11 protein-coding genes and 1 other annotated feature are annotated in these 13,931 nt (G+C 37.3%); all 11 genes read right to left on the reverse strand.

The annotated features are described in order from the left end of the window. Positions 1-15: 15 nt before the first annotated feature. The 11 genes from infB to RTW14_RS16640 all read right to left on the reverse strand — a co-directional run bounded on the left by infB (position 16) and on the right by RTW14_RS16640 (position 13,911). On the reverse strand, positions 16-3,006 hold the full coding sequence (gene infB, locus RTW14_RS16590; RefSeq protein WP_312653507.1) for a translation initiation factor IF-2: 2,991 nt from the start codon (positions 3,004-3,006) through the stop codon (positions 16-18). 14 nt (positions 3,007-3,020) lie between these two features. After that, positions 3,021-3,335 (reverse strand): L7Ae/L30e/S12e/Gadd45 family ribosomal protein, encoded by a 315-nt coding sequence (locus tag RTW14_RS16595; RefSeq protein ID WP_312653509.1) that lies wholly within the window; start codon positions 3,333-3,335, stop codon positions 3,021-3,023. After that, positions 3,319-3,594 (reverse strand): RNase P modulator RnpM, encoded by a 276-nt coding sequence (gene rnpM / locus RTW14_RS16600; RefSeq protein ID WP_312653511.1) that lies wholly within the window; start codon positions 3,592-3,594, stop codon positions 3,319-3,321. The genes RTW14_RS16595 and rnpM overlap by 17 nt, the downstream gene beginning before the upstream one ends. Positions 3,595-3,611: 17 nt before the next feature. Further along, positions 3,612-4,715, reverse strand: a complete 1,104-nt coding sequence (gene nusA, locus RTW14_RS16605) for a transcription termination factor NusA (protein ID WP_312653513.1) — start codon at positions 4,713-4,715, stop codon at positions 3,612-3,614. Between the two features lie 19 nt (positions 4,716-4,734). Further along, positions 4,735-5,238, reverse strand: a complete 504-nt coding sequence (rimP, locus tag RTW14_RS16610; RefSeq protein ID WP_312653515.1) for a ribosome maturation factor RimP — start codon at positions 5,236-5,238, stop codon at positions 4,735-4,737. Positions 5,239-5,388: 150 nt separating this feature from the next. Beyond that, positions 5,389-5,775: a hypothetical protein gene (locus RTW14_RS16615; RefSeq protein ID WP_312653517.1), complete on the reverse strand. Its 387-nt coding sequence runs from the start codon at positions 5,773-5,775 to the stop codon at positions 5,389-5,391. A gap of 22 nt (positions 5,776-5,797) precedes the next feature. Further along, a complete protein-coding gene (locus RTW14_RS16620) occupies positions 5,798-7,096 on the reverse strand; it encodes a phenylacetate--CoA ligase family protein (protein WP_312653519.1) in 1,299 nt (432 codons plus the stop codon). 100 nt (positions 7,097-7,196) lie between these two features. Beyond that, positions 7,197-7,430: a binding site (T-box leader), on the reverse strand. A 63-nt stretch (positions 7,431-7,493) separates the two neighbouring features. Further along, a complete protein-coding gene (locus tag RTW14_RS16625; RefSeq protein ID WP_312653521.1) occupies positions 7,494-7,910 on the reverse strand; it encodes an ACT domain-containing protein in 417 nt (138 codons plus the stop codon). Continuing rightward, positions 7,911-9,230 (reverse strand): phenylacetate--CoA ligase family protein, encoded by a 1,320-nt coding sequence (locus tag RTW14_RS16630; protein WP_312653523.1) that lies wholly within the window; start codon positions 9,228-9,230, stop codon positions 7,911-7,913. It lies immediately after the preceding gene. 156 nt (positions 9,231-9,386) lie between these two features. Beyond that, positions 9,387-13,184 (reverse strand): PolC-type DNA polymerase III, encoded by a 3,798-nt coding sequence (locus tag RTW14_RS16635; protein ID WP_312653525.1) that lies wholly within the window; start codon positions 13,182-13,184, stop codon positions 9,387-9,389. Between the two features lie 280 nt (positions 13,185-13,464). Then, on the reverse strand, positions 13,465-13,911 hold the full coding sequence (locus RTW14_RS16640) for an acyl-CoA thioesterase (RefSeq protein WP_312653527.1): 447 nt from the start codon (positions 13,909-13,911) through the stop codon (positions 13,465-13,467). Between the last annotated feature and the right edge of the window lie 20 nt (positions 13,912-13,931).

The following is a 13,931-nucleotide window of genomic DNA, read 5'->3' on the forward strand; positions in this document are numbered from 1 at the left end:
CTATCAATTACCTTCCTATTTTCTTTCTACCTCTACCATATGGAAGCATTCAATAATGTCACCTTCCTTAAGGTCATTGTAGTTTTCAAAGCCAATACCACATTCAAAGCCATGTTGTACTTCTTTTGCATCATCCTTAAATCTCTTAAGAGATGAAATCTTGCCTTCGTGATAAACAATACCATCACGAACTAAACGTATCTCAGCATTTCTAATAACTTTACCTTCAAGTACATAAGCTCCGGCAATCGTACCTACTCCAGGTACTTTAAACGTAGTTCTTACTTCTACTTTACCCAAAACTTCTTCTTTAAATTCAGGGTCAAGCATACCCTTCATAGCAGCTTCAACATCGTCTATAACATTATAAATTACTCTATAGGTTCTAATTTCAATGCCTTCTCTATCTGCCATAGTAGAAACAGCGGTACTTGGTCTTACATTAAATCCAATAATTACCGCTCCTGAAGTACCCGCTAGCATAACATCTGATTCCGTTATAGTACCTACTCCAGAGTGTATAATTCTAACTCTTACATTTTCATTTTTAAGCTTTTCAAGTGAAGATTCTAACGCTCCAACAGAACCCTGAACGTCACCCTTGATAATTAGGTTAAGTTCTTTCGTTTCACCTTCCTGAATCTGTGAGAATAATTGTTCAAGTGTTGTACTGGCATTTCTAGCAAGTACTTCTTCTCTAAGCTTAGATTTCCTTGTTTCTGCAATTTCTCTAGCATCTTTATCTTCTTTTACTGCATTAAATACGTCGCCCGCTTCAGGAACATCAGTCAGCCCTAAAATTTCAACTGCAGTAGCTGGACCAGCTTTCCTTATAGTGTCACCCTTATAGTTAGTCATCAGTCTGATTCTACCACTGGAAGTACCAGCAACTACACTCATCCCTGATTGTAGCGTTCCATTTGTAACAAGTAGTGTTGCAACTGGGCCTTTGGCTTTATCAAGTCTTGCTTCAATAACAGAACCCATAGCAAGTCTATTTGGATTTGCCTTAAGTTCCATAACTTCAGCCTGAAGTAATACCATCTCAAGTAAGTTCACAATTCCATCTCCCGATTTAGCTGAAACAGGAACTGCAATAGTATCTCCACCCCAAGTTTCTACAAGTATTCCATATTCTGTCAAATCCTGCATAACTTTGTCTGGGTTTGCACCTGGCTTATCAATCTTATTAATTGCAACAATAATAGGAACTCCTGCTGCCTTTGCATGGCTGATGGATTCAACTGTTTGTGGTTTAACACTATCATCAGCAGCAACTACTAGGATTGCTATATCTGCACCATGCGCACCTCTGGCTCTCATAGCCGTAAATGCTTCATGCCCTGGTGTATCAAGAAATACAATTTTCTGACCATTAATCATAACTTCGGATGCACCAATATGCTGAGTAATACCACCTGATTCAGATGCTGTAACATTAGTTTTTCTAATTGCATCAAGAAGTGATGTCTTACCATGGTCAACGTGGCCCATAACAGTGACAATCGGTGGTCTTGGTTTTAAATCTTCCGCCTTATCCTCAAATGTCTCAAGACCTTCTTCAACCACTTCTTCTTCAACCTTACCAATTACTACATTTATGCCAAGCTCCTCAGCCAATACCATAACCGTGTCTTCGTCAACATTTTGATTTATATTTGCCATGATGCCCAGTTTCATAAGCTTCATGATTACGATTGAAGTTGATATTTCAAGCTGCTCACAGAATCCCGCTACAGTAATTGGCACATTTATAACTTTTGTTCCAACTGGAAGTTCTTCCATACTTACTTCTGGTTCCTCAACTATCCTTGGCTTCTGCTGATGTTTCTTAGGTTTAGGTGCTTTTTCAAGAGACCTTGTTGGTTTTGCAGCTGGTTTTGGTTTGCCACCTTTTTCTAGCTTTGCAAACTTATCTCTTTCTTTGTCTTTTTCTTTGTCTTCTCTCTTTATTGTAGGCTTTGAAACGATAGGTGCTGGAATATCCCCGCTTTTATCATGTGGTCTGTCGTTTTTCTGGAATGGCTTTCTATCTCCGCCTCTGTTATCTCTTGAGTCATTGTCCTTATCTTTGTTATAATATGGTCTGTCACCTGCTGGTCTTGCTGGTCTGTCGCCTGCTGGTCTTGCTGGTCTGTCACCCGCTGGTCTTGCTGGTCTGTCACCCGCTGGTCTTGCTGGTCTGTCGCCTGCTGGCCTTGCTGGTCTGTCACCCGCTGGTCTGCCATCATTATTTCTCTGATAATTTCCTCGTCCATTATCATTTCTATTATCTCTTCTTTGTCCCTGATTATCATTTCTATTGTCTCTTCTCTGATAATCATTTCTCTGTCCGCTCTGTCTATTTCCTTCGGCTCTTGCCTGTTCTCTTCTTTCAGCTTCAGCTTTTCTTTTTTCCTCAGCTTTTTCTTTTTCAATTCTGTCAGCTTCAGGATCGAATTTCTTAATAATCTTTAGTCTTTGAGGACCTTCCTGTACTGGTTCTACTTTGATTGTTTCCTGCATTTTTTCTACTTTTACCTCATTATGTTTCACCTCTGGAGCCTTAATTGGTTCTGCTGGATGTTTTGCTTCCTTATCCTCAAATTCTTTAGGAACCACTGGCTTGCCTATAGGTGGTTTGGATCTAGCTGCTTCCGTATCCTTTGGAACTGGCTTACCTACAGGTGGCTTTTGTACTGCAATATTTTTTTCCTGACTCTTAGCTGGTTGTGCCTTGGTATTTTTAGCTGCAGGGCTTACTGTAAGTTTTGCTGCTGCCTTAACTACTACTCTTGGCTCTTCCTCTACTTCTTCTTTTTCTATCTTTTTAGGAGCCGCTTTAACAATCTTTGTTTCAGCACTTGTCTTACCCCTATTTATTGTATTTTTTACTGAAATTGCATCAATATCAGATAGTCCGCTCATATGACTTTTTGCTTCAATCCCCATTGCATTGATTCTTTCCAGTAATTCCTTACTGTTCATGTTCAATTCTTTCGCTAGTTCGTGGATTTTTATTGTCATTAGAACACCTCCTTCTATATAGACTGATCTTCATCAATCTCCTTTAAAATTACGTTTGCAAAATTTTGATCAGTTATGCCAAAAACTCCCCTTCCTGTAGTTCCACAAGCCTGTGATAATTCATCACAAGTGCCATATATACGATATACAACTTTCCATTCAATTGCTGCATTGACAAGCTTTTTCATAGTATTCTCAGAAACATCACTTGCCAGAATTAAAAGTTTTAACTTTTTTTTACTCATAGACAAAAGGCATGTATTATAACCCATAATTAAATTTCTTGAGCGCTTAGCAAACCCTAAATAACTATCAATCTTTTTTCTCATATTTTTTCAATTCCTCAAACAACTTCTCTAGTTGTTCAGCATTTAGTTCCATTTCCAGGTTTCTACCGATTGCTCTTCTCTTTTGTGCTTTTTCAAAGCACTGAGTATCTGGGCATAAATAAACGCCTCTCCCTTTTGCTTTTCCTGTCAAATCAATGGAAACTTCTCCCTCAAAACCAGCAATTCTAAGCAACTGCCCCTTTGGCTTAGACTCCATACATCCAACACATCGTCTCATAGGTATTTTTTTAGTTTTCAAGGCATTCACCCCACTCTTTATTCTTCATCCTCGTATTCGTCCTGCATTACTTCAGGCTCATCATATTCGACAATTTCAACATCATCTGAAAAATACTGAGAATGGCTCTTAATATCTATCTTCCAGCCACAAAGTTTCGCTGCAAGTCTAACATTCTGTCCTTCTTTGCCAATTGCAAGGGATAATTGATAATCTGGTACGATAGCAACTGCAGTCTTTCCCTCTTCATCAACAATAACTCTTTCTACCTTTGCTGGACTTAAAGCACTACTGATTAATTTTTCAGGATCTTCACTCCAATTTATAATGTCAATTTTTTCTCCAAATAATTCATCCACTATGACTTGAACACGGCTTCCTCTTGGGCCTACACATGCTCCTACTGGATCAACATTATCATCTAACGCATACACAGCCATTTTAGTTCTAGATCCTGCTTCTCTTGAAATACTTTTTATTTCAACAACTCCATCTTGTATTTCTGGTACTTCCAATTCAAATAATCTCTTTACCAGTCCCGGATGTGATCTTGAAAGATAAACCTGAGGTCCCTTAGTAGTCTTTTTAACATCCATAATGAAAACTTTAACTCTTCCATTGATTTCATAAGTTTCACCTGGTACTTGTTCTGTTGCTGCAAGAATTCCTTCAGTCTTACCCATATTAATAAAAATGGTATCATTACTTATTCTATGAATCTGTCCTGTAATAATTTCACCCTGTCTATTAATATAATCATCAAAAATCATTCCACGTTCAGCTTCTCTGATTCTTTGAACAACCACCTGCTTAGCCGTCTGTGCTGCAATTCTTCCAAAGTCCTTTGGTGTAACCTGATATTCAATTGCATCTCCTATTTTATATCTTGGATCTATTTCAAGAGCATCTTCTAAAGAAATCTCTATTAAATCTTCCCAAACTTCATCTACAACGTCCTTCTTCATAAAAACGTCTATGTCACCTGTTTCTCTATCAATGTTTACTCTTACATTCTGAGATGTTCCATAGTTCTTTTTATATGCAGATACTAATGCAGATTCGATAGCTTCAATAAGGATATCTTTTGAAATTTGCTTTTCCTTTTCAAGCTCTTCAATGGCTTTTATAAATTCTCTGTTCATTTTCCTGCAAAACCTCCTTTTAAAAAATCACTGCCAACTTTGTTTTAGCTACTTTGCTCATAGGTATTTCTTTACGATTTATTTTTTCATCAATTATCACAAGATTTTCATCTATAATGCCCACAAGTTCTCCTGTAAGCATCTTTCTCCCGTCAATTGCCTGATATAAGTTAACTTCCACCTGTTTCCCTGCATATCGGATAAAGTCTTTTTCCTTAAGTAATACCCTATCCATGCCCGGTGATGAAATTTCAAGATAGTAATTTTGTTCTATAGGGTCAGATTCATCAAGTTTTTCACTTAAAAATCTGCTTACCATTTCACAATCGTCTGTACTAATGTATTCTTCCTCAGATCCTTCTACCTTATCAATATAAACTCTTAAAAACCACTCTTTTGCTTCCTTTACAAATTCTACATTATAAAGTTCCAGACTGTTTTCATTTAAAAATGGATTTAAAATTTCCTCAACTAAGTCTTTTATTTTTACCTTAGCCATCTCGTTCCTTTCATATTCTTTCATAATATTACTTTTTAAATTGTATCACTACAAAAGTAGAAGAGTGGACAATGCCCACTCTTCTAAAAATAAGTCTAAAATTAACAACTTCTTTAAGAATAACATAAAAGGCTTGCAAACGCAAGCCTTTTATTAACATAATGTCCAATATCCTTACATATTCAAAACAGATAATGCTCTTTGAGAATCACTTACCTTCATTATCATAGGTGCAACTCCATGATTCGAATATCCATACATATAAGAAACATTTATACCTGCAGCAGCAAGTTTTCTTAGTGCTTCATATAAAGCACCTGGCGTATCTGGTGTTTCAACACATAATACCTCCACTAAATTTACAGAGAAATCTCGTTCTTTAAGTACATCAACTGCCTTGTGATAATCATCAACTATCATTCTTGCAATACCAAACTCTGTCGCTTCAGCTATGCTTATGGCTGAAATGTTTATGTTATTTTTGCCTAGGATTTCTGTCATTTCTTCTAATCTTCCCGCTTCATTCTGCAAAAATACTGTCACCTGTTTTATAATTTTCATATGCCTATACTGCCCTCCACTTTTAAATATGACGTCTGTCAATTACTCTCTTGGCCTTTCCTTCACTTCTTTCAATGGTTTTATGCTCAGCAAGAGTTACCTTTACACCTATACGAAGTACGCTATTTAATTTATGCTTAATAGAATTTGTAATTCTTTCAAGTTCACCCATTTCGTCAGGAATATACTTTTCGTCAAGCTCAACCTTTACTTCTATTGTATCCATAGTTCCCTGGCGGTCAACTATAATTACATAATTTGCTGAAACTTCTGGTACTTCAAGAAGTACACTTTCAACTTGTGAAGGAAACACATTTACTCCCCTGATTATAAGCATATCATCACTTCTGCCTAATATTTTTCCCATCCTCGCATTTGTCCTGCCACATGCACAAACTTCATGAGTAATACTGCTTAAATCACGTGTTCTATATCTTAATAGAGGCATAGCTTCCTTTGTTAAATGGGTAAAAACAAGTTCTCCTACAGTCCCATCTGCTACCGTTTCAAGTGTATCTGGATTTAATATTTCCGGATAGAAATGATCTTCTGCAACATGCAGCCCATTCTGCTCATCACAACTCATGGCTACACCTGGTCCCATAATTTCACTAAGTCCATATATATCATATGCCGTTAGTCCAAGCCCCTCTTCGATTTTCTTTCTCATTTCATTGCTCCATGGTTCCGCACCAAAAATACCTATTCTAAGAGAAAGCTCCTCAGGTTTAATCCCTGCTTCTTCTAGCGACTCCGCTAAAAACATGGCATAGGAAGGTGTACATGCAAGTATAGTAGATTTAAAATCTTTCATAAGTGTAAGTTGATTTCTAGTGTTTCCTCCAGAAATAGGAATAACACCTGCCCCAAGTTTTGTTGCTCCATCATGAAGTCCAAGGCCGCCAGTAAACAACCCATACCCATATGCAATCTGTATTACGTCTTTATTGGTTCCACCTGCACAGCAGATAGACCTTGCTACGCATTCTGAGAAATTGTCTAAATCTTTTCTTGTATACGGTACAGCTGTAGGTTTTCCTGTAGTTCCTGAAGATGCATGAAGCCTGACAAATTGACTTTCAGGTGCAGCACAAAGTCCAAAGGGGTAATTATTTCTTAAATCTTTTTTTGTTGTGAAAGGCAGTTTTACTATATCATCAATCGTTTTTATATCTCCAGGTTCTACTCCAAGTTCCTGCATCTTTTTTCTATAAAATTCAACATTTTGATAAACTCTTGCAACAGTATCTCTTAATCTTCGACTCTGTACCTCACGTCTTTGTTCGACATCCATGCATTCAGCAGTTTCATTCCAAATCATTTTTCTAATTCTCCTTTTCATTCTAGTATCTTACTTTTATCTTTAAAGTCAGCACCTCTGTTATTTGTTAATCAAAACAACAAAAAAGACTTTCCTTCTCCTAAGAGACGGAAAGTCCGCGGTACCACTCTTATTGCCTGCTAAGGCCACTCAGGACAAACATCCTTATCTCTGTTACGGGAGATCCCGTGCACACCTACTGTCTGATAAATCAGCTTGTTCAGCATGCCAGCTCAAGGGGGAACTTCAATTACAGTCTCACCATCGGCTTCCAGCTACACCGACTCTCTGGAGGTGAATACAATAATTTACTTTACCCTATCATCGCATTTGTATATTTTTTATTTAATTTCACTAATTTTAACTTATTTTTTTGTATTTGTCAACAATTTTATTGTTAAATACTTTTAATTACCTCTACGCCCTTTTCCTCTAGTAAATTTTCAGCTTTAGCTATATCATCTACCTTAAGAACAAAGTATTGGTCTTCATTTTTTCTGACAACAAAAGAATAAATGTAATCGATATTTATATCATTTTCACCAAGCAGTTTAAAAACAGCAGTCAGGCTACCTCTTTTATCTTCGGGGTTTATGGTTAATATATTACTTTTTTTAGCTACAATACCTTTTTCTGCCAAATATTTAACTGCTTTTTCAGGATTGTCAACCACCGTTCTCAAAATGCCATATTCTGTAGTATCAGAAACCGATATAGCTCTTACATCAATTTCTGCTTCACAAAATGTCTCCGTTATTTCCGCTAAGGCTCCTTTTTCATTAGGAATTAAAATAGATAATTGTTTAATAGCCATTTACTTTATCCCCTCTTTTCTCAAATCAATAACTCTTTTAGCTTTTCCTTCAAATCTCTCAAGTGTTCTAGGCTGTACAAGTGTTACTTTAGCATCCAGTCCAAGAACTGTTTTTAATCTGTTTTTAATTACTTTATTCAAGCTTTCTAATTTTCCAAAGGAATCCAAGAAATCAGCATCTGACAATTCAACAATAACTTCAATTCTATCAAGATAACCTTTTTTAAATACTTTGATTTGATAATGCGGGCCAATTCCCTGTGTACTGATCAGCACTTCTTCTATCTGTGATGGAAATACATTTACTCCCCCAAGTATAAGCATATCATCAGATCTTCCCTGAATTTTTGACATTCTCACCGTAGTTCTTCCACACTGGCACTTTTCATAACTGAGAGAAGTTATATCCTTTGTTCTATACCGTATAATAGGCAGACCTTCTTTACTTATTGTTGTAATAACCAGTTCTCCCACTTCACCTTCGCCTAACACTTCTCCAGTTTCAGGATTAATAATCTCTGGCATAAAGTGATCCTCGTTAATATGCATTCCACTAAGTGCCTGACATTCTCCTGCAACTCCAGGACCAATCAGTTCACTCATACCATAGTTTTCAGTAGCAAATAGCCCCCATGTATCATTCAGCTCTTTTCTCATGGCTTCAGTGGAACCTTCTCCACCAAATAATCCCCATTTTAAATGCAGATCCTTTGCAGGGTCAATCCCCATTTCTTTTGCTATTTCTGCCATATGAAGTGCATAAGAAGGTGTACTAATCAGTGCTGTAGTTTCCATATCCTGCATCATCATAATCTGTTTTTTAGTATTTCCACTGGACATAGGGATAACTGCTGCTCCAACTTCTTCAAGCCCCTGGTTCAGGCCTAATGCCCCTGTAAACAATCCATAGCCAAAAGATATCTGAGCTGTATCTCCTGCGGTAACGCCTGCCATAGAAACAATTCTTGCCACCATCTCTCTCCACATGGCTAAATCATTTCTTGTATATCCTACTACAGTTGGTTTTCCTGTAGTTCCTGAAGATGCATGGAATCTGACCAATTCATTCCTGGGTACTGAAAATAGTCCGCAAGGATATGTATCTCTAAAATCACCCTTCACTGTAAAAGGTAGCTTCTTTAAATCATCAAGAGTTTTTATATCACTTGGAAGAATACCCCTTTCATCAAATTTAGCCTTATAATGCGGAACCTTATTATAAACACGCTCTACAGTGGCTTTCAATCTTTGTAACTGTATTTCTCTAAACTGTTCCCGTTCAAAAGTCTCTTCTTTACTCCAAATTTTCGTTTGCAACATTTTTACTTCCTCCTACATTTCCTACTATTCTACATTTCTAAATGTGCATTGCATTAAGTTTATCAGATAATCTTACAAATTTCCACCCGTTCTTTGTGAATATCAACAAAAATGCAGTAATATCATATTTTCACATAACATTACTGCATCACATAATTAAAACAAACACAATTGGTCTGATTCAGGAAGTCCTTTTAACACACCATGGTTACGTAGAGCCTCTATAGCTGTTTTATTGGCTTTAGCACGCTCCCTGATTTCTTCTATGGTCTCAAATGGCTGTATTTCATATTCTTCTACGATAGCTTTAGCAGCATTTTCTCCTACTCCCCCTAAAGCGACGAATGGTAGTAAAACCTTTCCGTCTTTTGCGTAGAATTTTGTTGCATGGGATATACCCAGCTGTGCCTCCATAAATTCATAACCTCGGGAATACATTTCATATGCTACTTCCAGAACAATCACTTCATCCTCTTCTTTCTTCGTAGCATTTTTACCTTTAGCCAGAATCCCATCCATTTTTTCTAGAACGGCTGCTGACCCCTTTAAAATTGTATCCGCATCGAATTCACTCACTTTAGTCGTAAAATATGTTGCATAGAATTCTACCGGATAGTAAACCTTAAAATACGCAATTCTATAAGACATCATTACATAAGCTACCGCATGGGCTCTTGGGAACATATACTTGATTCTCCTGCAGGATTCAATATACCATTCAGGTACATCATTTTCCTCCATTAAGGCTACATCTTCGTCCGTTACCCCTTTACCCTTTCTAACTTTTTCCATTATAGTAAAAGCACTCTTCTTCGGAAGCCCTTTTAAAATTAAATAGTTCATTATGTCATCTCTGGTAGAAATGGCGTCTTTAATAGTAGTCTGCCCCGATTTGATCCATTCCTGGGCATTATTAATCCATACATCCGTGCCATGAGAGAATCCTGAAATTCGTACATAATCTGCAAATCTGGTCGGCTGAGTATCATCCAGCATCTGTCTTGTGAACTTCGTTCCAAATTCAGGTATTCCATAGCTTCCATGAACAAATCTATAATCCGGTTCCTTGATATCAAGCCCCTCTATTCCATTAAATATACTATTTACCCTTGCATCAGACAGTGGCACTTGTGTTAACGGGTCCAGACCAGTCATATCCTGTAGATGCCTAATCATGGACGGCACATCGTGTCCAAGTATATCTAGTTTTAACAGGTTTTGATCAATGGAGTGATAATCAAAATGTGTAGTGATGAAATCTGAGTTCACATCATTAGCTGGATGCTGAACAGGGCAGAATTCGTAGATTTCATGATCATCTGGAACAATTATAATCCCGCCGGGATGCTGTCCAGTAGTTCTCCTCACACCAGTGCAGCACTCTGCCAGACGTTCTACTTCGTATTTATTGACAGGAATCTGCCGTTCCTCAAAATACTTCATTACAAACCCATATGCTGTTTTGGTGGCAACTGTACCAATCGTTCCTGCTTTGAATACATTCTTTGCACCAAAGATTTCATCAACATATCTATGGGCAACAGGCTGATATTCACCAGCAAAGTTAAGGTCAATATCCGGTTCTTTGTCTGCTTCAAATCCCAAGAAAGTCTGAAAAGGTATGGTAAACCCGTCTTTTTTCAACCGAGTACCACACTTAGGGCAGTCTTTATCCTCCATGTCCACACCGCAATCATATTCCTTGTTGTCACCCCATTCCAGATATTTACAATTTGGGCATATGTAATGTGGCGGCAACGGATTTACTTCTGTAATACCCGCCATTGTAGCCGCAAAGGAAGAGCCCACGGATCCTCGTGACCCAACTAAATACCCATCACTTAAAGACTTCTGTACAAGCATTTCTGCGGCAATATACATTACTGCATAACCTTCACGAATAATTGGCACAAGTTCAGCATCAAGTCTCTCTTGAATCTCTGCTGGCAGTGGATTTCCGTAAATACTCCATGCACGTTCATAGCACTTAGTCTTTAAAGTTTCTTCAGCATTCTCAATTTTAGGTGGATACTTTTCTTTTGGGACTGGTCTGATAACATCAATCCTGTCTGCAATCATGTTTGTATTGTCAATTACCACCTTTTCTGCCATTTCTCTTCCTAGATATTCAAACTCTTCAAGCATTTCTTGTGTAGTTCTTAAATACAGACCTTGTCCGCCACCATCTTTATATCCCTGACCTGCCATAAGTATATTTCTATACAACGCTGCCTCTGGTTCAGAATAATGGGCATCTGTTGTTGCTACTACAGGTTTATTGTATTTTTGGCCTAACGCAATAATCTGTCTGTTTAAATCTTTAAGTCCTTCTTTATCTTTAACTACGCCTTTGTCAATAAGGAATTGGTTATTTATAATAGGCTGTATTTCAAGATAATCATAATAATTAACTAAGTATTCTATTTCTTCTTCACTCTTTTTCTCAAGAACTGCTCTAAATACTTCCCCCGCTTCGCAGGCAGCACCTATAATCAACCCTTCTCTATGAGCTGTTAAAACTGATTTAGGGATTCTAGGTCTTTTGTAGAAATAGTGCAAGTGAGAGATGGATACTAATTTATATAAGTTCTTTAATCCCTCCTGGGTACTGGCTAAAATAATGATATGATTGGTTTGTTTTTTCTTGTACTCTATCGTACCATCTGGATTTATACAATCCTTGTCGTCAAAAACATATCCCTCCATACCATATATTATTTTCATCTCTGAACCCTTACTTAGAGAATGAGATGCTTCAGGAAATCCTTGCACTACACCATGGTCTGTAAGTGCCATAGCACTATGCCCCCATCCTTCATGCATTCTGACCATGTCCTTAATTTCATTAAGTCCATCCATAGCACTCATTTTAGAATGTGCATGAAGTTCAACTCTCTTTCTTTCACATGTGTCTGTTCTCTTCTTAATTTGACCTTTCTCAATATCCCGAGCCATAACAACAACTATGTTTTCATATGTATCCCACTCGGCATTACCTCTGATTTTAACAAAATCTCCATTCTTTAAGTGTTCGTCAATTTCATTCCACTTATTTTCAGATGTAAAGGCTTTAACACAAAGTGATGTAGACTGGTCTGTTATCAGTAAAGTAACTAACTTCTTCTCGTTTTTAATTGTTCTGTTATCTTTTCTAAAAAGTATACCTTCTACCGTTACTTGACCGCTATCCTGTGAAACACTTGACAGCTTTACTGGCATAGTATTAATTGCATCCCCCAGGATTCTATTTCCTACAACTGGTTCTTCTTTTCTTCGTTTCTGCCATTTATTACCGTTGTTGCCATTTGCATTGCTATCTCCAGTAAAGCTGCTGCCATTATTTGAATTTGCCGGTGCCGCAGGTCTTGATGCTGCAAGGCTTGCAGCTTTCTTTTGTTCTTCCTGCACCTGTTTTTCTTCTAATTCTTGCATTGTTTTTTTCTGTTTCGCAAGTTTTTGATACTCATCTTTATGATTCTCAAAAATAACCTTGACCTCTATGTCGAAGTCCCTCTTTAAGATTTGTTCGAACAATTGGGATACTCTGTCATTAAGGTCTTTTACAACCACTGCTCCCAATGCATATACCGTCAATACTCCGTCCTTTACAACTGAATCTTCTGGAAAAATAGTTTTTGTACTCCTTGCATATTCTCCATTAACCTCATCAATCATATGTTCAATACAGAGTTTTATAATTTCATCCGTTGTTTGAATCAGATTTTTATACTTAAAATGAAGTCTAACATCTTTTAATCCTTGTATCTGATTTATAACTACCGCTTTTATTTTCTCTACATCTTCAAAGGGCATAACAAAATTGAGCTCGATATCTAATGAAAGTGTTGCACTTTCCTGTGACATCTGAGCTCTTCCTAGCGAAAATTTATAACTGTCTCTTGGATGTTGTCCAAGCTTAGTCCAATTTATAATCCCTTCTATCAAATTTATCATTATATAATGTTTTCCTCATTCATAATTTTATTTTTATAATATCATGTGCTAAAAAGCAACCTTATATATTATAAACCGAATCCCGCCCTTTGTACACCTGGTTTTGTTTCATGTTATAGATCGAAAGCGTACCAAAATTGTGGGTAACTCAGTTACAGCAAACCTATAACCCTTGTAATCCAGTAATTCCAAGCTGTACAAGCCTCTGATTTATCCACATAGGGGCCGGGATAAAATTGTATACAATTTCTTTCAAGTGTGTGGAAAAGTAACCAAACGTTTAAAATCTAGGCTGTCCTGGGCTGTGGAAAAAAGACTGTGCTTTTTCTCTCCATGCCAGCTCATCCACAGCATTGCTAACATCAAGTTTTATGCCATGCTCTACTTTTTCATGAGTATGCGGTTTTACTGTTACAAAGGTAACATAGCCTTCTGCTTTTACTTCATCTGTAACTTCAGAGATGAGTGCAACCCTCATGGTAAGACTCGTCCTTCCAACTCTTACTAAAGTACTGCAATAGCTTATTATTTCACCTGGGTCTACCGATTTACTAAAGCTGAATTGATGGGTATTTCTGTATAGTAGGCCATGTCTTTCGCCATGTTCAAGTGCTGCTGCAATAAAAGCAGCTTCTACCATCCACTCTATACCTCTTCCTGCATACAAATTTTCGTGATGATTCAAATCTTCCATCTTAACCATATGTGTTGCTTTATATGTTTTCATTACGCTTTCCCTCCGAAAGT

Origin of the sequence: Aminipila sp. (assembly GCF_032051575.1) — a bacterium.
Lineage (GTDB): Bacteria > Bacillota > Clostridia > Peptostreptococcales > Anaerovoracaceae > Aminipila.